We start from the raw sequence: 23,429 nt of genomic DNA, 5'->3' as shown, positions 1-23,429 counted from the left end.
CTGGACGCCGTGCTACTGCTATGAACAGAGCTTGGTCACGACAATTTTGCGCCAGGTAGCGACTGTACGAGCGTCCCGCTCGCTAACCACTCGCATGTGAGCCGCCCGATTTCGGATAGGTAGCAGGTCTGCTCGCAGCTTCGTCCACATGAACGACTCCAGACCCAATTCGCCAAGTTGGCGCGCTTCGCGCAGGTCGAGCAATTCACTCGTCGTCAGCCATTCCAAGGGGTCACGAAGGTCCTTGAGCTGCTCCGCTCGAGGCTGCACATCCTTCTTCGCACGGCTCACGAGTTCGAGCTCCATGTCGCCCGACGCGCATGCGGAGCGCCACCCGCTACCGTGGCTAGCCATCAGGGCGTCGCGAATCGCGTTCCGTACTTGCCGCTCGATTAGCCACAGATCGACAAATACTGGCGCGAGCCAGTCGGCTGTGACCATGTAACGGGACGATGCCACAGCGATCGCCGCCCGAAACGCCTTCCAGTCTTTCGAAAGGACCCACGACAGTTCGTCATCCTCTAGCTGCAGTAAACCAGCGCCTCGCAAGGACTCTCGATCGAGCGCGCCCAACGCGTCTAGGCACTCGTTTGGGCTGAGCGCCAGGTCCCAAATCAATTCGCCAAGCGTCACGACTGTTTCCGCGCTTAACTCCGAAACGCAATTCGCAAGGAAGTTCTCGCGAGTCGAAACCATCTCAGACCACCCTGGGAGCGAGGCAAATAGGTCTGAAGAGTCACCCACTGGCTCGTGGTGGGCGAAGACATGCTTGGCGTTTGCGAGGAGGTCGCTGCCGATCACTGTGGGGAAAGCCGCTCGAGCGACGTTAGATACTAGAACGAACTTGTGTCCGCGGGCGTCGATGTCTTCCACTACTCGCGACCGGAGCGCACCCATCTCGATGTGCCTTGAGCCTATGCACGCCTCGACATCGGTAAGGATCACGATGCTGTCGTCATCCTGCGGCGTTGACTGGCTCAGATACTGGGCGACGGCGGTGGACATGGCGTTCACGGTCGCCAGTTGCTCGCGATACGGCGCGAAGGCGTGACCTAGGTGAAGAAACACGACGGAGTAACGACGCGCGTCGCGAGCGATTGCCTGGAACCAGTGGACGTCGGCACTCAACGCAACTCCAGAATGGAGCTTCCCTCGAACGTACCTTTCGACTCGGTTAACAGGCCGAGGCTTGCAAGATGGTGCACTGCTCGATCCTCCGACACTGCGAGTGTCGCGAAGTCGTCGGGGGAGTCCATCAAAATATCTAGTAGGACCGACTCTGTCGGGTAGTACCGCTCAAGGTGTCCGAAAATTTCGTCGAGGTTTCCGGCGATGGAGCGCTTCCAGGGCAGGAGGCGATGAAGCACATCGGACGTGCGCATAACTCGTCGATAGGTAACGACAGGAAGGTCTGCCACGACAGCTGAGGCGAGGTTTCTATAGAGATACGCGTGGCCCCCTGAGCCATCGTACAGTGCTGCAAGGGCGCCGGGTTCCAGTTCGATGCCCATGCGAGCACCGATCGCCGTCGCAAGCTCGTCCGCTTCGCTTCGCGGAAACGGACCGATATAGCGGGCTTTGGCCCAACTGAAGAGCGGATTCGGGCGACCGTACAATCGTCCATTTTCGAGAATGTCATTAGTTAGTCCGGATAGCAGGAAGGTGAAGTTGTCCGTGCTCTGCACCAAGCTGCGCAGCACCCCTAATGTCTGTGCAACTCCGGAAAATGAGCCTTCGGCGACGTCGACTTGATCGGTCGGCGTTAGAAACTCGATCTCGTCGAGCAGCAGGACGACGCGAGTCCCTTCGATGGCCAAAGTTTCAAGCGTTCGAGACATGGCGGCGAGCAATGCTTCAGGTCGGGGGTCGTCCAAGACTTTGTCGAGTGCGCGAGCCGTGAAACCCCTCTTGCGGATTGCCGTTCCGGACCCCGATGCAAGGGTGGTTACAAAGGCACGCGTCGGATCGTCTGGAGGCGAGGGGAGCACCTCTAAGTCGACGAAGATGGGGATCAGTCCTGGTGACGAGAGGGTCTCGGCGAGTTGTTGCAGCACGCTGGTCTTCCCGCTTTTTCGCAGCCCGAAGACCCCTGAGACTCTCTGATTCTCGATGTCATCGCGAAGTTCCTGCATCAGGGCCTTCCGGCCGAAGAAGCGTTCACCTCGGACAGGCGTGGTTTCGTAGAAGAGGTCTCGTGCGTAGACGTAGTCGCGAAGCAGGCTCACCAATTCGAGCGGCTCCCCGGGCAACTCACTTGCAAGAGGTATCGCTGTGAAGCCGAGCACCGACCAGTCCTCAAGCTTGATTGTGAGCCGGTCGTCAGGTGAACTGAAGAAGATCAAATCCGGTGTGGCTTCGCGCGACAAACCGGAAAGGAGCTCCTTCGCCCGTGTGAAGGTTCGGATCTGTAGGTCATAGAATGGCGAGTAGAAAAACATCACCTCTCGAGTGATTCCGAATGCGGCCTCGATCGCGCCGCTGAATCTTGCTAGGGCGTAGCCCAACTTCTTACCATCTCGTCCTGCGACGACGTTGGCGTACACGAATTGAGAGCCCAGAGCCTGCAGCATTTGACGGTGCTGAGCAGCTACGGGAAAGGCCGACTCCAGTTCGGCGACTTTTCGGACCGTGTTGGCGTTCGTTGGTTCCCGGACCGGGTTCGCCTGCCATGTGTAGGTCGTCGCTGGCGTGCTGGCAGTGGGGCGCTTAGGCGGTTGTGGCCTCGGGACACTGTCCACTATCCCGTCACCACCCAGCGACGGTGTACGCGCTCAGCCACGGTAACCCGACCGGGTCTTTTCGGGTCCGAGGTAGCCATGCCAAGTATCAAGGGCACCCCGGACGCAGACTGCACGATCACGTGGTGCCTCCCACGAGGGGCTCGATTGCTGTGCACGATGCGACTCTAGTCGAGCGTTGCTGACAAACTGTCCTATTCCGATATGGCTCCCCACCCGTTCCCGGCGCGCGGCCAGTTTGGCGGCGCGCCACGTGTTCGGTGGGAAGTCCGACACATGTGCGGATAGAGGCGCCCATTCTGGGCGGAACGGGCGCCCTTCGGTGGACGCGTGGGCCTGCCGGTCGGGAGCCATGCCTCCGCGCATGCCCTCGGAAGCCACCCGCCGCGGGTCTGTGCGGCGCATAGGCTCCGCCGGAAATAGAAGACTCCCCCAGGGTCTCGGGTCCCCGGGGGAGTCAGAGCCGCCTGTCGGAATCGAACCGACGACCTAGTCATTACGAGTGACTCGCTCTACCGACTGAGCTAAGGCGGCGCGGCCCGCCGAGCGTGCTCGGTGGACCGCGGGCGAGTATACGGAAGCGGCCGGTCCGCACCGAATCACGGGTGGGGCGCACCGGCTAGGTTCGAGGGACTGTCCCATCCCCCACTTCTCGGAGGCACGATGCCCACTCGCACCGCACGCACGGCATGGAACGGCGGACTCCAGGACGGCTCCGGCCAGGTCGAGCTCACCAGCTCCGGCGTCGGCACCTACGACGTCAGCTTCCCCAAGCGCGCCGCGGAGGACGCAGGCGGGACGACGAGCCCCGAGGAGCTCATCGCGGCCGCGCACTCCTCCTGCTACGCCATGCAGCTGTCGGCGCTGATCGCCGAGGCCGGCGGCACCCCGCAGTCCCTCGAGGTCACCGCCGACGTCTCGCTCGGCGAGGACAAGGAGGACGGTGGGTTCAAGCTCACCGGCATCAAGCTCACCGTCCGCGGTGAGGTCGACGGGCTCGACGAGGCCGGGTTCGTCGACGCGGCCGAGAAGGCCAAGGCCGGCTGCCCGGTCAGCAAGGCGCTCGCCGCCGTCGACATCACCCTCGACGCCGCCCTCGAGGGCTGAGGCCCGGCGGCCGGCCCGACCGGCCGCCTCAGCGGGCTGCGGCGCGTGCCTCGCGCCGCAGCTCGGCCAGCCGCACGCGCAGCGCCGGGTCGCGCATCACCTCGGCGACGGTCGGGCAGTCCTGCGGCCCGGTGGTCCCGGGGACGCACAGCGAGCAGGTGTCGCCCGGGCGCAGGGGGCAGCGGGCCTCGACGGTCGCCATCCCCCCACGCTAGGCAGGGCCGGGTCCCGGACGTAGGGCCGAAGGTCCTCGGGCGACCGCCTCAGCAGGTCGTGCCGTCGGCGGGCACGACACCGTCGATGAGGTAGTCCTCGACGATCGAGTCGATGCACTCGTTGCCGGCGTTGTAGGCGGTGTGGCCGTCGCCGTCGCGCTCGACGAGCACGGCGGAGTCGAGCTGGGCGGAGAGGGCCTCGGCCCACTCGAACGGCGTGGCGGGGTCGCGGGTCGTGCCGAGCACCAGGATCGGGGCGGCGCCCTCCCCGCGGATGTCCAGCGGCTCCTCGCTGGACGCCACCTCGACGCCGCTGCAGGTCGCCATCCCCCACGCGAAGACCCGGCCGAAGGTCGGCGAGGCCTCCTCGAACTCCTCGTACAGCGAGGGCACCTTCGCGAACGGCACGGACGTCGGGTCGTCGAGGCAGTTGATGGAGTAGTTGGCCTCCACCGAGTTGTCGGCGAAGCTGCCGTCGGGGTTGCGCGAGGCGTAGGCGTCGGCGAGCGTCATCAGCGCCGAGCCCTTGCCGTCCAGCGCCGAGGCGAGCGCCGTGCTCAGCAGGAACCAGTAGTCGCGGTTGTAGAGCGGCGTGATGATGCCGTAGAAGGCGTTGCCCACCGTCAGCTCGCGCTCGTCCGCCGGCAGCGGCTCCTCCTCGATGCGGTCGAGGAGGTCGCGGATCGTCGCGAGGCCCTCCTCGACGGTGTCGCCGAGGAAGCAGTTGTCGGTGGTGTCGAGGCAGTTCTGCACGTAGGCCCGCAGCGCGGTCTCGAAGCCGGCGGCCTGCTCGAGCGCCAGCGACTTGGCGTCGAGGGAGACGTCGACCGCGCCGTCGAGGACGAAGCGGCCCACCCGCTCGGGGAAGAGCTCGGCGTAGGTCGCACCGAGCTTGGTGCCGTAGGAGGCGCCGAAGTAGTCGAGCTGCTCCTCCCCCAGCGCCGCGCGCAGCACGTCCATGTCGCGGGCGGCCTCGGTCGTGGTCACGTGGGCGACCACCGGGCCGGAGCTCGCCACGCACTGCTCGCCGAACGCCAGCACCGAGGCGCGGTAGTCGGCGCGCTCGGCGGCGGTGTCGGGCGTCGGGTCGGCGCTCAGGTAGGCGTCGAGGTCGGCGTCGCTGAGGCAGTCGACCGGCGCCGACTCGCCCACCCCGCGCGGGTCGAAGCCGACGATGTCGAACGCGTCGAGCAGCGCCTCGCGGAAGACCTGCCCGCCGGCCGCGGCGTAGGTCGTGCCGCGGGCCCCGGGCCCGCCGGGGTTGACGACCAGCGAGCCCACCCGCGCGCCGCTGGCCGGGACGCGGAGCAGCGCGAGGTCGATCGTCTCGGCCTGCGGGTCGGCGTAGTCGACCGGGACGGTGAGCCGGCCGCACTCGTGGTCGTCGTTGCTCTCGCAGGGCTGCCAGTCGATGCGCTGGGAGTAGAAGTCGGCGAGATCGGGGGCGGGCGGCTCTGTCACGCTCGCCGGCGGCGGGGTCGTCGGCGACGGCGTGGGCCGGGCGGCGGGCGCCTCGGACGAGTCGGGGGTGCCCTGGACCGCCAGGCCGACCGCGACGAACGCGGTCAGCGCCAGCGCCATGACGGCGACGATGGCGAGCGCCTTGCGCATCAGCGACCCCCGGGCAGGCGCAGGGCGACGGTCATGGACTCGAGCGCCAGCTGAGGGGGCACGTTGAACTCCAGCATCTGTTCGCGGGCGGTGAAGATGACGTCGATCATGCGCAGCAGCTCCTCGGGCGACGCGGCCCGGGCGAGGACGGCGACGTCGTCGCGCAGCTCCTCGTTGACCAGCAGGCCGGGCGCCCCGACGGAGAGTGCGATCGCGTCGCGGTAGACCGACACGAGGTCCATCAGGGCCCGGTCGATCACGTCCAGCACGCGGCGCTTGGCCTTCTGCTTCTGCAGCTTCTCCAGGCCCCCGAGCGCGGCCCGGTAGGAGCGGCTGGTCGTGTCCTTGCGCTCGCTGCCGAAGATGGCCTGCAGCTCCTCGAGCTCGCGGCGCTCGGCGTCGGCGGTGATCGCCTCGGTCTCGGCCTTGGCGAGCTCGGCGAGGCTGGTCGCCGCGGTCATGCACGAGCCCAGCGACGTCAGCCGGGCCGGGATGCTGGTCACCTCGCGCCGCCGGGCGCGGGTCTGCTCGTCGAGGGCCAGGGCGCGCGCCCGGCCGATGTGGCCCTGGCTGGCGCGTGCGGCGAAGCCGGCCATGGTCTCGGAGATGCCCTCGTCGCGGGTCAGGAACGCCGCGACGTCGCGGGTGCCGGGCGTCGCGAGGGTCAGCGTGCGACAGCGCGAGCGGATGGTGGGCAGCACGTCGCGCACCGTCGGCGCGCAGAGCAGCCACACCGTCTTGGGCGTCGGCTCCTCGATGGCCTTGAGGAGCGCGTTGCCGGTGCGCGGATTCTCCGGGGTGCCGAGCCGGTCGGCGTCCTCGATCACGACGATCTGCCAGCGGCCGATGGCGGGGAACTTGGCCGCCGACTGCACCAGGTCGCGCATGTCGTCGACGTAGAGCACGGAGGTCTCCGACTTGACCCAGGTGATGTCGGGGTGGGAGCCCCGCAGGCCGAGGCGGCAGGCCTCGCACTCGCCGCAGCCGGTGCGCTGCTCGCACTGCAGCGCCGCCGCGAACGCCCGCGCGACGTTGGAGCGACCCGAGCCGGGCGGGCCGGTGAACAGCCAGGCGTGGGTCATGCCGTGCCCGGCGGCCGCGCGCTGGAGCACCTCGATCGTCGGCCGCTGGCCGACGAGGTCGGACCACACGGTGCCCGTCGCGGTGCTCACGGGCGTCCCAAGAGGGGCGTGACCCGCTGCTGGACGCGCGCGGCGATCTCGTCGACCGGCGCGCGGGCGTCGAGCACGACGTAGTGGTCGGGGTCGGCGGCCGCGAGGTCGAGGAAGCCCTGGCGCACCCGCTGGTGGAACTCCAGCGACTGGGCCTCGATCCGGTCGCGCTCGGTGAACCGGTCGAAGCCGGCCTCCGGCTCGAGGTCGAGGACGACGGTGAGGTGGGGGCGCAGGTCGCCCGTGGCCCACCGGGCGACGGCCTCGACCTCGGCGACCTCGAGCGTGCGACCGGCGCCCTGGTAGGCCAGCGTGGAGTCGACGTAGCGGTCGGTGATGACGACCTCGCCGCGCGCCAGCGCGGGCAGCACGACGTGGTCGACGTGCTCGGCCTTGTCGGCGGCGTAGAGCAGCGCCTCGGTGCGGTCGGACAGCTCGCCGGTGGCCGGGTCGAGCACGATGCGCCGCAGCTCCTTGCCGACGGGGGTGTCGCCGGGCTCGTACGTCAGCAGGACCGTCTCGCCGCGGGCCACCAGCCAGTCGCGCAGCAGCCGCGACTGGGTCGACTTGCCCGCCCCCTCGCCGCCCTCGAAGCACACGAAGAGCCCGGTCTCCGGATAGACGCCTGCGCTCACGCAGCACACCCTACGGGCGGGGTGGGACAGCTCCGGGGTCAGCCTCGGCGCACCTTGATCGTGCGCGAGGCCTGCACCTTCCTCGATCCGGGCGCGGTCAGCTCGACGCGCACCTTGACGACGAGCCCGGCTCGCAGCGAGCGCATCCCCTTGCGGGACAGCCTCACCGTCACGGTCTTCGTGCGCCCCGCCTCGATCCGGTACGCCTTCCTCGGGGCGATCGCCGTGCCGCCCTTGGCCAGCTCGAGACCGACCCTGCCGGCGCACCCGCCCGCTGCCCGCGTCGGGCAGGCCACGCGCACCGCGACCTTGGCGCGCCTGACCTTGGTGACGCCCTTGGCCTTGGGCAGCCTGCCCACCGGGCGGGCCGAGGTGGGTGAGGTCGGCGGGATCATCGTGACCCCGTCACCGAGGTCGACGTCGGTGGTCTGCAGCTCGTCGGTGGTGACCCGCACGATCGCGTTGGTGGTCTCGTCGGTGAACCAGATCGCGCCGTCGGGCCCGAAGGTCAGCGAGGTCGGCTGGTAGCTGCCGACCGAGCTGATCGCACCGACACCGGTGGCCGAGATGTGGCCGATGCCGGGTGCCGCGCCGCGATTGGTGAACCACATCTGGTCGTCGGGACCGCGGACGATGTCGTGCGGTGCGGACCGCGACCCCGTCCGCCAGATCTGCGTGGCGCCGCTGGCCTGGTCGATGTATCCGACCGATCCGTCGGCGGGGTTGGCGAGCCCGGGCGTGGTGCTGCGGGTGAACCAGATCGAGCCGACGGGCCCGCCCGCGAGACCCATGGGGTAGGTCGTGTCCGAGGGAAGCGGGTAGGTCACCCCGCTGTTGGCGTCGGGCCCGACCTTGACCAACGTGTTGAGCCCGGCTCCCTGACACCACATGGCGCCGTCCGTGGCCTCGCCCAGCAGGTCCTTGCACTCAGGCGCGTTGGCCGCCCAGGTGACCGGCTGGCCGGGAACGGCGCGGACGATCCCGGACTCGTCGTAGTTCATGGTGATCCAGGCCGCGTTGTCGGGCCCCACGCGCACGGCGCCGCCGTACGGCTCGCCGCCCAGGTCGTAGACGTCGAGGCCCCCGGTCGCGGGGTCGAGCCGAGTGGCCTTCCACCCCTGGTCGTGGACCACCCAGACGCTGCCGTCGGGCGAGACGTCGAGGTCCATGACACGCGCGCCGGCGACCGTCGTCGGCCCGAGGGGGAACTCGGTGATCGCTCCGCCCGGGGTGATGCGTCCCACCTTGTTGGCGTCGCGCATCACGAACCACATGGTGCCGTCCGGCGCCGTGGTGATCCGGCCCAGGCCGGCGTTGCTGGTCGGCACCGGGAACACGCTGGCGGCCGCACTGGCCGGCGCGGGCGCCTGGACCACGAGGAGGGGGCCCAGGAGCAGGGTGAGCGCGGCGAGCAGGGAGGTGCGGGATGTGCGAGATGTGCGAGATGTGGTGGCCATGGCGTCACTTCCGTCCACGGTGGCGCGATCCCCCCATGGTCACGCGTCCCACCGTGGCCCCACCCAACCAGCAGCGCCGGGCCGCGCACCAGAGACCGAGGAATGACGTGCGCGCTGTCAGCGGTGGCGGCCGGGCTTGATCGCCGCGGTGACGGCGCCGGCGTACGCCTCATAGCCGGCGAGAGTCGGGTGGAAGGCGCCCGGGTCGGCCGGCCCCAGGATCCACGGGTCGGGCGCGTTGACCCCGTGGCCGACGAAGCGCGACCTCACGTCCACGACGTCGAAGCCGTGACGGCGCGCGGCGGCGGCGATGACCGAGTGGAGCAGGTCGGCGCCCTCGTTGAGCGCCTCCTGCTCGGCGGGGCTCGCGCCGAGGTAGGCACCGTGCTCCGGGGAGAACAGCCGGGGGTAGCCGGTCACGATCACCCGGGCACCGGGCGCGGCGGCCTCGATCCGGTCGTAGAGGCTGTCGAGGAGGGCGGGCAGCTGGGTGACCACGCGCCCACGGACCACCGCGAGCGCACCCGCGCACCCCGCGTCCGAGCCGCCCAGGCAGGCCACGACCGCCGACGACCACCCGATGTCGTTGCCACCGATGCTCAGCAGCACGAGGTCGGTGTCGGCGTCGAGGGCGTCGAGCTGGCCGCCCGCGACCAGCGAGGTGGCGGTCGCGCCGGCGCACGCGACGAAGTCGTCGAGGTCGAGCCGCGCGCGACCGTCGACCAGCACGCCGTAGGCCGACTGCGAGCGGCCGCACGCACCGTAGGGCGGCACCCCGTAGCCGGACCCGTAGGAGTCGCCGAGCACGTCGTACGTCGTGCGCGACGGCGGGGCCGACCCCGCAGGCGCCGTCGCCGTCGCGCGGGGGACCACCAGCGCGACCAGCAGGGCGAGCAGGGTCGTGAGGGCCGTGGCGAGGCCGCGCTGGCGGGAGGCCATCTCGAGACGGTACGTCCGTGAGCGCGCGCGGTCACCCCCCGTGCGGGGGCCTCAGGACGTCTCGGCGGCCTTCTTCGTCGCCTTCTTGGCGGTCGTCTTCTTGGCCGCCGTCTTCTTGGCGGTGGTCTTCTTCGCGGCGGTCTTCTTGGCGGGTGCCTTCTTGGCGCCCTTCTTGGCCGCCTTCTTGGCCGGACCGCGCTCGCGACGCTCGGCGAGCAGCTCGGCCGCCCGCTCGAGGGTGATCGACTCGACGGTGTCGTCCTTGCGGAGCGTGGCGTTGTACTCACCGTCGGTGACGTACTCGCCGAAGCGGCCCGCCTTCACCACGACGGGCTGGCCGGAGACGGGGTCGTTGCCGAGCTCCTTGAGCGGCGGGGTGGCCGCACCGCGGCCGCGCTGCTTGGGCTGGGCGTAGATCGCCTTGGCCTGGTCGAGGGTGATGTCGAAGATCTGGTCCTCGCTGGTGAGCGAGCGCGAGTCGGTGCCCTTCTTGAGGTAGGGACCGTAGCGACCGTTCTGCGCGGTGATCTCGGTGCCGTCGTCGTCGACGCCGACGATGCGGGGCAGGTCGAGCAGCTTGACCGCCTGCTCGAGGGTGACCGTGTCGAGCGTCATCGACGTGAAGAGCGAGCCGGTGCGCGGCTTGGCCGACTTGGGCGCGTCGTCGGGCAGCACCTCGGTGACGTAGGGACCGAAGCGGCCGTTCTTCGCCACGATCTGGAGGCCGGTGTCGGGGTGGTTGCCGACCACCTGCTCCTCGCCGGCCGGGTTGGCCAGCAGCTCCTTGGCCTTGGCCACGGTCAGCTCGTCGGGCGGCAGGTCGTCGGGGACGTTGGCCCGCACCGGCGCGCCGTCGCCGTCCTCGGGCGCCGGGCCCTCGACGTAGGGCCCGTAGCGGCCGACGCGGAGGTCGATCCCGTCGCCGATGGGGAAGGTCGCCATCTCCTTGGCGTCGATGTCGCCGAGCTCGGTGACCAGCGTCTTGAGGCCCGTCACGTCGCCGGAGCCGTAGTAGAACTCCGCGAGCTCGCTGGCCCGGTCACGCCGGCCGCTGGCGATGTCGTCGAGGACGTCCTCCATGTCGGCGGTGAACTCGTAGGACACCTGGCGCGGGAAGTGCTCCTCCAGCAGCCGGACCACCGAGAACGCCAGCCAGGCCGGCACCAGCGCGGTGCCCTTCTTGTAGACGTAGCCGCGGTTGAGGATCGTGCCGATGATCGAGGCGTAGGTCGACGGGCGGCCGATCTCGCGGTCCTCGAGCTCCTTGATGAGCGTCGCCTCGGTGTAGCGCGACGGTGGCTTGGTCTCGTGGCCCTCGGGGGTCAGCGTGGCCGCCGAGACCCCGGCGCCCTCGGTGAGGTTGGGCAGTCGCGTCTCTGCGTCGTCGCGGCGCTTGGAGGCGTCGTCGATGTCCTCGACGTAGGCCTTGAGGAACCCGTGGAAGGTGATCGTGCGACCGCTCGAGCTGAAGACGACGTCACGGCCGTCGGCGGCGGCGCCGCCGATGCGGATGGTGACGGAGTTGCCGACGGCGTCCTTCATCTGCGAGGCGACGGTGCGCATCCAGATCAGCTCGTAGAGGCGGAACTGCTCGCCGGAGAGACCGGTCTGCGCGGGCGTGCGGAACGTGTCGCCGGCCGGCCGGATCGCCTCGTGCGCCTCCTGGGCGTTCTTGACCTTGGAGGCGTAGGTGCGCGGCGAGTCGGGGAGGTACTCGGCACCGTAGAGCTCGCGCACCTGGTCGCGCGCGGCGCCCACCGCGGCGCCCGAGAGCGTGGTCGAGTCGGTGCGCATGTAGGTGATGAAGCCGTTCTCGTAGAGCCGCTGCGCGACCGACATCGTCACGCTGGCGCTCATCCCGAGCTTGCGGCTGGCCTCCTGCTGCAGCGTGGTCGTGCGGAAGGGGGCGTACGGCGAGCGGCGGTAGGGCTTGGACTCGACCGAGCGCACGGCGTACGACGCCTCGCCCAGGCCGGCCGCCAGCGCCTCGGCGTCGGCGCGGCTGAGGTGGACGCGCTCCGACGTGCCCTTCAGCTCACCGGTGTTGTCGAAGTCGGCGCCGCGGGCCACGCGCACGCCGTCGACGCTGTGGAGCTTGGCGGGGAACATCCGGGGGTCGTGACCGGTGCCGGCGTCGAACGTGGCGTCGAGGTCCCAGTAGGACGCGACGCGGAACTTCATCCGCTCCCGCTCGCGGTCGACGACCAGGCGGGTCGCCACCGACTGCACGCGGCCCGCGGACAGGCCCGACATGACCTTCTTCCACAGCACCGGGGAGACCTCGTAGCCGTAGAGGCGGTCGAGGATGCGGCGCGCCTCCTGGGCCTCGACGAGGTCGTCGTTGATCTCGCGGGGGTTCTCGACCGCGGCGAGGATCGCGGGCTTGGTGATCTCGTGGAAGACCATCCGGTGGACCGGCAGGCCCTTCGGCGGCTTGAGCTCGTCGAGCAGGTGCCACGCGATGGCCTCGCCCTCGCGGTCCTCATCGGTGGCGAGGTAGAGGGCGTCGGCGTCCTTGACCAGCTTCTTCAGCTTGGCGATGTGGCTCTTCTTGTCGCGGGGCACGACGTAGTAGGGCTCGAAGCCGTTGTCGACGTCGACGGCCAGCCGGCCCCAGGGCTTGTCCTTGATCTTGGCCGGGGTGTCGGCGGCGTTGTTGGGCAGGTCACGGATGTGACCGATCGAGGACTCGACGACGTAGTCCGGGCCGAGGTACCCGCCGATGGTGCGGGCCTTCGCCGGGGACTCGACGATGACGAGCTTTGCCACGTGTGTTCGCTCCCTCAAGATGTGCGCTGCTGCAATGTTGCTCAGCGCCGCAACGGTAGCGCCACATTCCGAGATCGCCACTCCCCGGCGCTCGCGGGGCGGCCCCGTGGGGCCCGGGGGGCGGCTCGGGCACGGCACGGGCCCCACGTCGGCGGGACGTGGGGCCCGAGCGCGTCAGGATGGCTGTCGGGTCAGAACTGCAGGCCCTCCAGGTAGCGGAACCCCGTGTTGGCGGTCGCCGCCGGGTGGAAGTCCGGGGTGTCGTTCTCGACGATGTACTCCTCGGCCTGGTGCTTCTTGAAGATGGCCGGGAAGTCGATGACGCCGAGGCCGAGGTCGGCCATGTCGCCGGGCTCCTCCTCGTAGAGCGCGGCGGCGTCGGCGCCGTGGCGGTCCTTGACGTGGTACTGGCGGACCTCCTGCGGCGCCGAGCGGATGACGTCGATGGCGAACCGCAGCGGGTCGGCCGCCCCGGTGTTCACGCCACCGGTGTAGGCCCAGTAGAGGTCGACCTCGAGGTGGACCAGGCGACGGTCGAGCTCGCTGGTGAGGATGTCCCACGGCGTCAGGCCGCCGCCGAGGTCGATCGTGAACTCGTGGGCGTGGTTGTGGTAGCCGTAGCGCAGCCCGCGCCGCCTGGCCGCAGCGGCCTCGGTGTTCATCTGCTCGGCCCACCGCTGCCAGTCGGCCTTGCTGGTGGAGTTGAGGTAGGGCACGACGATGTACTTCTGGCGGAACGTGTTGGCGTCGTCGAGCTTCTTGTTGAGCTTGGCCGGGTCGAGCCGGGTGGCGTCGCCGTCGACCGTGCTGATCCCGTCGTGGCTCGAGGAGGCCCAGATGCCGCGGGCGTCGAACTCCGCCTTGAGCTTGGCCGCCGTGTCGAGGCCGGTCTCCTTCGGGTAGAGACCCGCCCGCTCGACGCGCTCGTAGCCGAACTTCGCGAGCTGGTCGAGCTGACGCAGGATGGCCGCCCGATCCGTCATCGCGTCCCGCAGCGTGTAGAGCTGGATGCTGATCAGGTCGGTCGGCACCTCCCTCTGCCGCCCGTGGTCGTGGCCGCGGCCCTTGCCCGGGTGACGCCCGGGCTTCCCGGCGAACGCCGGGCTCCCGGCGAGCACCGTGGCGCCGGCCGCGCCCGCCGCGGCGCCGCGGATCAGGCCGCGCCGACTGGCGCCCTTCCTCTCGAGCGACTCGCGCAGGGCGGCGTCGCCGTCATATCCGAAACACATCTGAGCCTTCTTCCTGGTTTGTCGGGGGACTCTCGGGGCTCTGCGTCAGCCGGCCGGGTCGAGCACGACCTCGGCGTAGCCGCTGAGGCCGGGCTGCGAGCCGGTGTCGGTGTATTCGGCGACGAACACGGCGGCGAGGTCGTCGGTGGCCGGGTCGTGACCACCGGGCACCGTGGTGACCAGCGATCCGGAGCACCCCGTGGCCGTGGACTGCGGGTGGCCGTGGGTGTCGTGGCCGAGCACGTAGGTCACGGTGACCCGGCTGCAGTCGACGGGCTCGTCGTCGGTGACCTTGAGCTCGTAGGACACCGTGTCGCCGAAGCGGAACGCCTGGTCCTCGACCGGGGTGACGAACTCGACCTCCGGCGCCTGGTTGCCCACGGTGACGTCGACGTCGGCCGAGGCCCAGCGGCCGCCCTTGTCGGTGACCCTCAGTGAGGCGCGGTAGCTGCCGTCCTGGGTGTAGGTGAAGGTGCCGTTGCGCTTGCGGCTGTCGACCGTGCCGTCGCTGTCGAAGTCCCACGCGTAGCGCAGCAACTTGTCCCCATCGGGGTCCTTGGTGCCCCTGCTGCTGAACGCCACCGTCAGCGGCGCACGGCCGGCCGTGGGCTCCGCCGTGATCTTCGGGATCGGGCTGCGGTTGCCGCCCTTGCCGACGAAGTCGATGCGGGCGAGCTGCGCGTCGGGGTTCTCGGCGAAGTAGCCGTCGCCGTACTCGAGCACGTAGAGCGCGCCGTCGGGGCCGAACTCCATGTCCATCGGGTTGTCCACGACGAAGCCGCGGAGCACGTCCTCGATGCCGACCTTGGTGCCGTCGACGTGGATGCCCTTGATGTAGTCGCGGGTCCACTCGTAGAACAGCGGGGTGCCGTCGTAGCGCTCGGGCCACGCGACGGGGTTCTTGCCGCGGGTGAGCTTGCGGTCGAACTGGTAGGCGGGGCCGGCCATCGGGGCGATGCCGCCCTTGCCGAGCTGGGGGAACTGCTTGGACTTGCCGTAGGAGTACCAGACCTCCGGCTGCTCCACCGGCGGCAGCCGGCGCTTGCCGGTGTTGTGCACCGAGGTGTTGACCGGGGCCGCGCAGTCGAACTTCTTGCCGCTCTTCTTCTTCGCGAAGTCGTAGTCGTTGTAGGGCATCCTGGCGGTGGCGCAGTAGGGCCATCCGTAGTTGCCGGGCCCGTCGACGACCGCCCACTTGCCGTGGCCGGCGGGACCGCGGCCGGCCTTCGACTTCTTCGCGTCGGGCGAGTAGTCGGCCACCCACAGGTTGTCGGTCTCGGGGTCGATCTCGATGCGGAACGGGTTGCGCCAGCCCATCGAGTAGATCTCCGGGCGCGTCTTCGGGGTGCCGGGGCGGAACAGGTTGCCCTTGGGAATGGTGTAGCCGCCCTTGGCCTTGGGGGTGATCCGCAGGATCTTGCCGCGCAGGTCGTTGGTGTTGGCCGCGGTGCGCTGGGCGTCGAAGGCGGGGTTGCGGTCGGCGCGCTCGTCGAGCGGCACGTAGCCGTCGGACTGGAACGGGTTGGAGTCGTCGCCGGTCGACAGGATCAGGTTGCCCGCCGAGTCGAAGACGATGTCGCCGCCGACGTGGCAGCACATCCCGCGGTCGACGGGGACGTCGAGCACCTTGCGCTCGGTGCCGAGCTGGACCTGGCCGTCGACGAAGCGGAACTTCGAGACCCGCAGGAATCCGTCGTAGCGCTCGAAGTCGGCCTTGGTGCCCGTCTCCGGCGCGTCGCCCTCGTTGATGGAGGCGGTGCTCTCGTCGTCGGCGGGGGTGTCGAGCGGCGGGGAGTAGTACATGTAGACCCAGGTGTTCTTCTTGCCGTCGTAGCCCGGGTCGAGGGCGATGCTCTGCAGCCCCTCCTCGTCGTGGAGGTAGACCGGGATGCGGCCGGCGACGCGGTTGGTGCCGGTCTGGGCGTCGTGGTGCCAGATCACGCCGGCGCGGGTGGTGTGCAGCACGTCGCCGTCGGGCAGCACGGCGAGGTCGAGCGGCTCCCCCGGCCGGTCGTTGAGGGTGACCTTCTGGAACTGCTTGGACGGCGGTGGCGCGGTCGAGTCGCTGTGGCCCTCGTGCGCCGTGGCGACGGTGGTCACGGTCAGCAGGGGCAGGCAGAGGGCGGCGCCGGCGGCGACCGTGAGCCCTGCGCGGAGGTGGTGCTTCATCAGATGGTTCTCCTGTATCCCGAGGTGGCGAGGAGCCGATCTGCAACGTAGGCATGTGAGCGGGGTCACGTCAACGAGCGATCGTCTTTTGGTCACCTCCCGGCACAAGGGCACCGACCACCCCACCCGGTCGGGTGGCCCCGACCCGGCGCGACGGCTCAGCCGAGCGCCAGGAAGCCCTCGCCCACCAGCTCGCGCACCACCGGGAGGTAGCCGGACCGGAGGTCGGCCTCGTCCCGCCCGACCAGGGTCGCCAGGGCGCCGAGCAGCTGGCCGAGCGTGAGGTCGCCGTCACTCGCGCCGACGAGCGCGGCCTCGACCGTGTCGGCGGTCCGGGCGCGCCGGAAGCCGCGGTGCTGGCGCAGCACGATCGCCTCCGGATCCTCGGCGCCGGGGCGCCCGACCGTCTCCTGCTGCACGTCCTCGCGGGCCCGCAGCCGGGTCGCGAGCAGCGCCTCGTCGGAGAGGTCGCGCAGGTCGGCGACCGACTCGCCCCACGCGTGGATCGCCGGGCCGATGGGCTGCTCCACGTCGTAGGGCCACTCCAGCAGGTCGTGGCGCGAGCCCACCTGACCGGTGCCGCCGAGGCGCACGTTGATCCAGCCGAACCCGACCCCCTCGATGCCGACCTCCTCCAGCCACGACAGCCACGTGTCGTAGCGCTCGGCGTAGCCCGGGCGACCGTGGTGACCGCTGTCCTTGAGCCACAGCTCGACGTAGGCGGCGGGGTCGAGGGTCTCGCGCTGCACGACGAGCGCGTCGCAGTCGTCGCGCAGCCAGGTGCCGAGCCGCTCGTCCCACGGCCGGCCCGCCACGATCGCCCAGTTGGCCAGCACCTGCAGCCAGCCGCCCTCGGTGAGGTGGTCGGGCCCGGTGCGGACGATGTGCTCGACGACGCGGTCGCCGGGCAGGCCGGAGTCGCGGTAGACCAGCCGCTCCCCCGTCGCCGGGGAGATCACGAACGGCGGGTTGGTGCTGATCAGGTCGAAGCGCTCGCCGGCCACCGGCTCGAAGAACGAGCCGCCGCGGACGTCGACCTCCACCTCGTTGAGCGCCGCGTTGAGGCGCGTCATCCAGAGCGCGCGCTGGTTGACGTCGGTGGCCACGACGGTGCCGGCGTGGGCCGCGAGGTGCAGCGCCTGCACCCCGCACCCGGTGCCCAGGTCGAGCGCGCTGTCGACCGGCTCGCGCATGGTCAGCTGCGCCAGGCTCGTCGACGCGCTCGAGATGCCCAGCACGTGGTCGGGCCCGACGGCGACCGGCGCACCGTCGAGGCCGGGCGTCAGGTCGGAGACCACCCACAGGTCGCGCTCGTCGGTGGCGTAGGGCCGGCAGTCGGTGCGGGCGGCCACCTCGGCCACGCTCTGCTCGAGCAGGCCGGCGTTGCAGAGCCGGTCGACCAGGCCCGGCAACGCCCGCTCGGCCGCGTCGCGCGCGACCGGCGCCTGCAGCAGGAACAGGCGCACGAGGGTGTCGAGCGCCGAGCCCGACGTCGTACGCCGCAGCGCGGGCAGGGTCTCGTTGCGCCCGAGCGCGCGGTGGGCCTCCTCCCCGATGGCCTCGGCGACCCGGTCGTAGGTGAAGTCGGCGGCGAGCAGGGCCTCGCGCAGCGGGGCGGCGAGGTCGAGGTCGGACGGCATGGCCCCAGCCTTCCAGACGACCGTGCCACGATGCCGGGGTGCTCGAACGCCCCCCGGACGTGACCGATGACGATGTGCTGGCGCTCGTCCGTCGGCACTGGGAGCCGCGCGCCGATGCCGTCGAGCACCTGCCGGTCGGGTGGGGGGCGCACCACTGGCGGGTGGACGTGGCCGGGGAGCCGATCCTGTTCCTGACCCTCGACCCCGACCTCCCCCGCCACACGCGGGCGACCCTCGAGGCGGCGTACGCCGCAGCGGCCGCCCTCGACCTACCCTTCGTGTGGCCGTCCGTCCCGAGCGCCGACGACGCCTTCACCGTGCCGCTCGGCGCGCGCACGGCGAGCGTGACCGGTTGGCTGCAGGGGCGACGCCCGGAGGCGTCCGTCCCCGAGCTGCCCGGCATGCTCGCCGACCTGCACGCCGCGCCGGCACCGGCCACGGCACGCGCCTGGGGGACCGAGATTCCGTCCGACCTGTCGATCCTGCTGCGCGACCTGCTCCAGCGCGACTGGGTCGGGCCGCTCGGCCCGGCCGCCCGCGGGCTCCTGCTGGAGCACCTCGCCGCTGTGGGCGGGTGGGCACGCGAGCACGGGCGCCTGGTCCAGCTCGCCGACCCCGCGACGTACGTCGTCACCCACGGTGAGCCACACGTGCGCAACCAGTGGCTGGCCCGGGGCAGCACCTGGCTCGTCGACTGGGAGTCGTTGCTCCTGGCGCCGCGCGAGCGCGACCTCGCCACGCTGGTGCACGAGGGCCGCGACGTCGACCACGACCCGCAGATGGTGCGGCTGTTCGACCTCGAGTGGCGCCTCTCCGAGGTCTGGTCGTTCGCCCAGTGGCTGCAGGGGCCGCACACCGGCGACACCGACGACCACACCGCGCTCGGCGGGCTGGCCGAGGAGCTGACCCGACCGCACTTCGGCGAGCGCTGACGGCGTCCGGGCCATCAGCCGACGTCCGCCCCCGGCGGCCGCGGCCGTGACTAGAGTCACCGCGTGCTGGAGCGGATGGGCCGGTGGGTGCACCGCCGGCGGACGGTGGTGCTGGCCCTGTGGGCGGTGCTGGTCGTGGCAGGTGCCGTGCTGGGCGGATCGGTCTTCGACCAGGCCGAGGACGTCGGTCCGCGCGCCGGGGCCGAGTCGAGCGTCGTCGACGAGCGGCTCGACGCCCTCGACACCGAGGGCGAACGGGTCGTGGCGCTGCTCTCGGGCGCCGACCCGGTCGCCCCCGCCACGAGCGAGGCGGCCGGGGAGGTGCTGTTCGCGATCCGCGAGCTGCCCGGCGTGGTCGACGTGCGGGACCCGTGGACGACCGGTGCCTACGAGCTCGTTGCCGAGGACCGCAGCAGCGCGGTGGTGGAGGTCGGGCTCGACGATGCGCTCGGCGACGACGAGGCCCTGGCCCTGGCCGACCGCATCGCCGACGCGCTGCGCGAGACCCCCTTCCCCGACGTCGCCGTCGGCGGCGACCTGCTGGCCGAGCGGACCTTCACCGACCAGGCCGTCCAGGACGCCGCGCGCGGCGAGGGTGCGGCGCTCGTGGTGCTCCTCGTGCTGCTCGCCGTGGCCCTGGGCGGACTCGTCGCCGGCGTGCTGCCGGTCGCCACGGCGCTCGCCGCGGTCTCCGTCTCGCTGCTGGCGCTCGCGGGTCTGGCAGGCGTCGCCTCGGTGAGCGACTTCGCGGTCAACGTCGTCAGCGTGCTGGGCCTGGGCCTCTGCGTCGACTACAGCCTGCTCGTGCTGGCCCGCTTCCGCGAGGAGCGCGCGGCCGCCGGTCGCCGTCCGGACCTCGAGGCCGTGCTCGGCAGGACGCTGGCCACCGCCGGGCGCACCGTGCTGGTCTCGGGCGTCACCGTCGGGTCGGCCGTGGCCGCCCTGCTCCTGCTGGGGGACCCGCTACTGACCGGGATGGCGGTCGGCGGGCTGGTGGCGGTCGCCGTCGTCACCACCGCCGGCCTCACCCTCACGCCCGCGCTGCTGTCCGTCGCCCACCGGCGGGTGCCCGCCGCCGACCGCGGCGCCTGGGGACGACCCGCGAGGCCGCCCGAGCGCTCGGTGCTCGCCCGCCTCGCCCGGCTGGCGCAGGCGCGGCCGTGGCCGGTGCTGGTCACCACGACCGGGCTCCTCCTCGTGCTGGCCACGCCCCTGCTCGGCCTCGAGCTGGGCGCCTCCGACGCGCGGTCGCTGCCCCCGGGCAGCGAGGCCCGCACCGTCGTCGAGGTGATCGAGCGCGACTACCCCGACGTCGCGACCGCACCGATCGACGTGCTGGTCGACGCGCCGCCCGACGATCCGCGGCTCACCGCGCTGGCCGAGGGGATGGCCGCGCTCGACGACGTCGAGGACGTCTTCCTGCGCGACGGCCTGCCCGACGGCTGGAGCCGCTACAGCGTGATGCCCCGCGGCACCACCAGCGGACCCGCGGCACAGCGGGCGGTCGCCGACGTCCGCGCGCTCGCCGACGACGTACGCGTGCACGTCGGAGGCCCCGCCGCCGAGCTGGTCGACGCGCGGGCGGCGCTGGCCGATCGAGCGCCGCTGGCCGTCGCCGCCGTCGTGCTCGTCGCCGGCCTGCTCCTGCTGCGGCTCACCGGGGCGCCGGTCATCGCCGTGAAGACCCTGCTGCTCAACCTGCTCTCGCTGGCGGCCATGCTCGGGGTCGTCACGCTGGTCTTCCAGCACGGCTGGGGCGGCCCGCTGCTCGGCGGGACCGCGACCGGCAGCCTCGACCTGACCACGCCGCTGCTGCTGTTCATGTTCGCCTTCGGGCTCTCGATGGACTACCACGTGTTCCTCGTCGCCCGCATCAAGGAGGAGTGGGACCTCCCGCCGGTGGCGCGCCGCAACCGGCCGGTCCCCGCACCCGGCACCCGGGCAGCCAACGACCGCGCGGTGCTCGCGGGCATCACCGCGTCCGGACCGGTCGTCACGCTGGCCGCGCTGGCCATCTCGGTGGTGTTCATCGGGTTCGCCGCCGGCGAGCTGGTCGCGGTCAAGGAGGTCGGGGTCGGCATGACCGTGGCGATCCTCCTCGACGTCACGGTGGTCCGCGGACTGCTGCTGCCGGCCGCGATGACGCTGCTCGGCGAGCGCAACTGGTGGCGTCCGGGAGGCTGACGCCTCGGTCGCGCCCTGCGTACGACCGTCGGCTCGCGAGTCCCGCCCCGTCCTACCCCGGAACGCCGACGGCGGCCGGTCGCAGGAGCGACCGGCCGCCGGGGCGGGTGGAGCGACCCGGCCCCCTCGCGGGGCCCGGGGTGGAGCGGGTCAGGCGTGGTGCGGTGCCAGCGAGCTGGACCCGGAGTTGTCGCCGTCGTCGGCGATCGCGACCTCGCGCCGCTTGGAGATGACGACCGCCACCGTGATGATCGCGACCGCGGCCAGCGCGATCACGATGCGCAGGACGTCGTTCTGGTCGTCGCCGACGCTCAGGGAGACGACCGCGCTCGCGATGAGCAGGGAGACCAGGTTCATCACCTTGATGAGCGGGTTGATGGCCGGTCCGGCGGTGTCCTTGAACGGGTCGCCGACGGTGTCCCCGATGATCGTGGCCTCGTGGGCGGCCGAGCCCTTGCCGCCGTGGTGGCCGTCCTCGACCAGCTTCTTGGCGTTGTCCCACGCCCCACCCGCGTTGGCCAGGAAGACGGCCATCAGCGTGCCGGTGCCGATCGCTCCGGCGAGGAAGCCGGCCAGGGCGGTCGCGCCGAGGCCGAAGCCCACCGCGATCGGGGCCAGCACCGCGAGGATGCCGGGCGTCACGAGCTCGCGCAGCGAGTCCTTGGTGACGATGTCGACGACCTTGCCGTACTCCGGTCGACCGGTGCCCTCCATGATCCCGGGGATCTCGCGGAACTGGCGGCGGACCTCCATCACGACCGCACCGGCAGCGCGGGCGACCGCGTTGATGGCGAGGCCGGAGAAGAGGAACACCACGGCCGCACCGAGCAGCACGCCGACGATGACCGCCGGGTTGAAGACGCTGAAGTCCAGTAGGTAGGCCTCGTCGATGCCGACGTTGGCCTCGGCGAGCGACTCGAACACCGACGTGGCGTACGAGCCGAACAGCGCCGTCGCGGCCAGCACCGCGGTGGCGATCGCGATCCCCTTGGTGATCGCCTTGGTCGTGTTGCCGACCGCGTCGAGCTCGGTGAGGATCTGCGCGCCCTCCTCGCTCACGTCGCCGGACATCTCAGCGATGCCCTGCGCGTTGTCGGAGACGGGACCGAAGGTGTCCATCGCGACGATGACTCCGACGGTCGTCAGCAGGCCGCAACCCGCCAGGGCGACGGCGAAGAGGGACACCGTGAGGGCCGCGCCGCCGAGGAGGTAGGCGCCGAAGACCGCGGCGCCGATGACGAGCGTGGTGTAGACGGCCGACTCGAAGCCGACGGAGAGGCCGGACAGGATGACCGTGGCCGGGCCGGTCAGGGAGGTCTTGCCGACGTCCTTGACAGGGCGGTACTCCGTGCCGGTGTAGTAGCCGGTGAGGGCCAGGATGCCTGCGGACATCACGATGCCGATGACCACTGCGGAGGCGGCGATGAAGCGGGGGTCACCCTCGGCGCCGGCGAGGTCGACGGCGATGTTGGTGAACTCCGCGAAGCTGCTCGGCAGGTAGAGGTAGGACAGCACGACGCTCGCCAAGGCGGCGATGCCCGACGAGATGTAGAACGACTTGTTGATCGTCGTCAGGCCGTTCTCGTCCGCCTTGGGCTTGGTCAGGTAGACGCCCGCGACCGCGGTGAGAGCACCGATGGCCGGGATCAGCAGGGGGAAGACGAGGCCCTTGTCACCGAAGGCCTGCGAACCGAGGATCAGCGCGGCGACCAGCGTGACGGCATAGGACTCGAAGAGGTCGGCGGCCATGCCGGCGCAGTCGCCGACGTTGTCGCCGACGTTGTCCGCGATCGTGGCGGCGTTGCGCGGGTCGTCCTCGGGGATGCCCTGCTCGACCTTGCCGACCAGGTCGGCGCCGACGTCGGCAGCCTTGGTGAAGATGCCGCCGCCGACCCGCATGAACATGGCGAGCAGCGCGGCACCGAAGCCGAAGCCCTCGAGCACGTCGGGCGCCTCGTCCTGGAAGAACAGGACGACGAGGCTGGCACCGAGCAGGCCGAGGCCGACGGTCAGCATTCCGACCATGGCGCCGGTGCGAAGGCCGATGGTCATGGCGGGCTCGCGGCCGGTGGTCTCTGCGGCGGCAGCGACGCGCAGGTTGGCGCGCACGGCGAGGTTCATGCCGAGATAGCCCACCGCCGCCGAGAAGCCTGCGCCGATGATGAAGAACACCGAGCGGAAGATGCGCACGGTGGTGTCGTCGGCCGGCAGCACGAGCAGCGCGAAGAACGCGATCGCGGCGAAGATGGCCAGGGTCCGGAACTGCCGCTGCAGGTAGGCGTTGGCGCCCTCCTGCACGGCCTGGGCGATCGTCTTCATGTTGTCGGTGCCCTCGCCCGCGGCGAGCACCTGCGACCTGAACATCGCGGCCAACCCGAGCGCGGCGAGCGCGATCAGGGCGACGACGACCACCAGGACGAGGTTGCCGCCTTCGAGCTCGGGCTTGGCAACGACCGCGGGCAAGATCCCCGTCATGCGTGTCCTCCTCGGACTTGAGCTGCTGCTGGAAAAGATCCGTGAACGCGCCGGAGTCTACGCAGACGTGACCCAGATCACGGGGCGGCGTGACCCAGACCACACTGGGGCGCCGGATCCGGGCATGACAAAACCCCTCCGGACACGTCCGGAGGGG

16 protein-coding genes and 1 tRNA gene are annotated in these 23,429 nt (G+C 70.8%); 3 read left to right on the top strand and 14 right to left on the bottom strand.

The genetic code is table 11. The features are described 5' to 3' along the window. Nucleotides 1-18 precede the first annotated feature (18 nt). The 3 genes from AC3X7Z_RS07980 to AC3X7Z_RS07970 all read right to left on the bottom strand — a co-directional run bounded on the left by AC3X7Z_RS07980 (nt 19) and on the right by AC3X7Z_RS07970 (nt 3,272). Complete coding sequence (locus tag AC3X7Z_RS07980) at nt 19-1,128, bottom strand: hypothetical protein (protein ID WP_489975577.1); 1,110 nt, start codon at nt 1,126-1,128, stop codon at nt 19-21. Next, complete coding sequence (locus AC3X7Z_RS07975; protein WP_489975576.1) at nt 1,125-2,543, bottom strand: AAA family ATPase; 1,419 nt, start codon at nt 2,541-2,543, stop codon at nt 1,125-1,127. The genes AC3X7Z_RS07980 and AC3X7Z_RS07975 overlap by 4 nt, the downstream gene beginning before the upstream one ends. A gap of 656 nt (nt 2,544-3,199) precedes the next feature. After that, nucleotides 3,200-3,272: transfer RNA gene (locus AC3X7Z_RS07970), tRNA-Thr, on the bottom strand. 129 nt (nt 3,273-3,401) lie between these two features. On the opposite strand from AC3X7Z_RS07970, the gene AC3X7Z_RS07965 reads away from it, so the two are divergent. Beyond that, a complete protein-coding gene (locus AC3X7Z_RS07965; RefSeq protein ID WP_489975575.1) occupies nt 3,402-3,845 on the top strand; it encodes an OsmC family protein in 444 nt (147 codons plus the stop codon). A 28-nt stretch (nt 3,846-3,873) separates the two neighbouring features. Here AC3X7Z_RS07965 and AC3X7Z_RS07960 read toward each other — a convergent pair whose 3' ends face one another. From AC3X7Z_RS07960 to AC3X7Z_RS07915, 10 genes are all read right to left on the bottom strand, one after another. Then, nucleotides 3,874-4,047, bottom strand: coding sequence for a DUF6767 domain-containing protein (locus AC3X7Z_RS07960; RefSeq protein ID WP_186339994.1), 174 nt, complete (start codon nt 4,045-4,047; stop codon nt 3,874-3,876). A 61-nt stretch (nt 4,048-4,108) separates the two neighbouring features. Beyond that, a complete protein-coding gene (locus AC3X7Z_RS07955; protein ID WP_489975574.1) occupies nt 4,109-5,671 on the bottom strand; it encodes an alpha/beta hydrolase in 1,563 nt (520 codons plus the stop codon). Beyond that, the gene (locus AC3X7Z_RS07950) at nt 5,671-6,843 is read right to left on the bottom strand and encodes a DNA polymerase III subunit delta' (protein WP_489975573.1); all 1,173 of its coding nucleotides are present in this window, start codon (nt 6,841-6,843) and stop codon (nt 5,671-5,673) included. Before AC3X7Z_RS07950 ends, AC3X7Z_RS07955 begins: the two co-directional genes overlap by 1 nt. Then, nucleotides 6,840-7,478, bottom strand: a complete 639-nt coding sequence (gene tmk, locus AC3X7Z_RS07945; protein WP_489975572.1) for a dTMP kinase — start codon at nt 7,476-7,478, stop codon at nt 6,840-6,842. Before tmk ends, AC3X7Z_RS07950 begins: the two co-directional genes overlap by 4 nt. Before the next feature lie 38 nt (nt 7,479-7,516). After that, nucleotides 7,517-8,935, bottom strand: a complete 1,419-nt coding sequence (locus AC3X7Z_RS07940; RefSeq protein ID WP_489975571.1) for a Vgb family protein — start codon at nt 8,933-8,935, stop codon at nt 7,517-7,519. Nucleotides 8,936-9,052: 117 nt separating this feature from the next. Beyond that, nucleotides 9,053-9,874 carry an SGNH/GDSL hydrolase family protein gene (locus AC3X7Z_RS07935; RefSeq protein WP_489975570.1) on the bottom strand — a complete coding sequence of 274 codons (822 nt, stop codon included), beginning with the start codon at nt 9,872-9,874 and terminating at the stop codon, nt 9,053-9,055. A gap of 51 nt (nt 9,875-9,925) precedes the next feature. After that, entirely contained in the window at nt 9,926-12,643 is a 2,718-nt protein-coding gene (topA, locus tag AC3X7Z_RS07930; RefSeq protein WP_489975569.1) for a type I DNA topoisomerase, read from the bottom strand. Between the two features lie 191 nt (nt 12,644-12,834). Beyond that, nucleotides 12,835-13,872: a sugar phosphate isomerase/epimerase family protein gene (locus AC3X7Z_RS07925; RefSeq protein WP_489975568.1), complete on the bottom strand. Its 1,038-nt coding sequence runs from the start codon at nt 13,870-13,872 to the stop codon at nt 12,835-12,837. 45 nt (nt 13,873-13,917) lie between these two features. Next, nucleotides 13,918-16,041 (bottom strand): PQQ-dependent sugar dehydrogenase, encoded by a 2,124-nt coding sequence (locus AC3X7Z_RS07920; protein ID WP_489975567.1) that lies wholly within the window; start codon nt 16,039-16,041, stop codon nt 13,918-13,920. A 158-nt stretch (nt 16,042-16,199) separates the two neighbouring features. Further along, the gene (locus tag AC3X7Z_RS07915) at nt 16,200-17,681 is read right to left on the bottom strand and encodes a DUF7059 domain-containing protein (protein ID WP_489975566.1); all 1,482 of its coding nucleotides are present in this window, start codon (nt 17,679-17,681) and stop codon (nt 16,200-16,202) included. A 38-nt stretch (nt 17,682-17,719) separates the two neighbouring features. On the opposite strand from AC3X7Z_RS07915, the gene AC3X7Z_RS07910 reads away from it, so the two are divergent. Further along, a complete protein-coding gene (locus AC3X7Z_RS07910; protein ID WP_489975565.1) occupies nt 17,720-18,613 on the top strand; it encodes a hypothetical protein in 894 nt (297 codons plus the stop codon). A gap of 63 nt (nt 18,614-18,676) precedes the next feature. Then, nucleotides 18,677-20,797 (top strand): MMPL family transporter, encoded by a 2,121-nt coding sequence (locus tag AC3X7Z_RS07905; protein ID WP_489975564.1) that lies wholly within the window; start codon nt 18,677-18,679, stop codon nt 20,795-20,797. A 150-nt stretch (nt 20,798-20,947) separates the two neighbouring features. Here the strand turns inward: AC3X7Z_RS07905 and AC3X7Z_RS07900 are convergent, their stop codons facing one another. After that, nucleotides 20,948-23,272 carry a sodium-translocating pyrophosphatase gene (locus tag AC3X7Z_RS07900; RefSeq protein WP_489975563.1) on the bottom strand — a complete coding sequence of 775 codons (2,325 nt, stop codon included), beginning with the start codon at nt 23,270-23,272 and terminating at the stop codon, nt 20,948-20,950. Nucleotides 23,273-23,429 lie beyond the last annotated feature (157 nt).

The organism is Nocardioides sp. Z24_21 (genome assembly GCF_058134345.1).
The sequence above is the reverse complement of the archived record's forward strand: the minus strand, read 5'-3'. Positions and strand labels throughout refer to the sequence as shown.

Coding starts and splice junctions, on each gene's coding strand:
- AC3X7Z_RS07965 (WP_489975575.1), top strand. CDS start 3,402: ATGCCCACTCGCACCGCACGCACGGCATGGAACGGCGGACTCCAGGAC.
- AC3X7Z_RS07940 (WP_489975571.1), bottom strand. CDS start 8,935: ATGGCCACCACATCTCGCACATCTCGCACATCCCGCACCTCCCTGCTC.
- AC3X7Z_RS07960 (WP_186339994.1), bottom strand. CDS start 4,047: ATGGCGACCGTCGAGGCCCGCTGCCCCCTGCGCCCGGGCGACACCTGC.
- AC3X7Z_RS07915 (WP_489975566.1), bottom strand. CDS start 17,681: ATGCCGTCCGACCTCGACCTCGCCGCCCCGCTGCGCGAGGCCCTGCTC.
- AC3X7Z_RS07955 (WP_489975574.1), bottom strand. CDS start 5,671: ATGCGCAAGGCGCTCGCCATCGTCGCCGTCATGGCGCTGGCGCTGACC.
- AC3X7Z_RS07925 (WP_489975568.1), bottom strand. CDS start 13,872: ATGTGTTTCGGATATGACGGCGACGCCGCCCTGCGCGAGTCGCTCGAG.
- AC3X7Z_RS07900 (WP_489975563.1), bottom strand. CDS start 23,272: ATGACGGGGATCTTGCCCGCGGTCGTTGCCAAGCCCGAGCTCGAAGGC.
- AC3X7Z_RS07935 (WP_489975570.1), bottom strand. CDS start 9,874: ATGGCCTCCCGCCAGCGCGGCCTCGCCACGGCCCTCACGACCCTGCTC.
- AC3X7Z_RS07920 (WP_489975567.1), bottom strand. CDS start 16,041: ATGAAGCACCACCTCCGCGCAGGGCTCACGGTCGCCGCCGGCGCCGCC.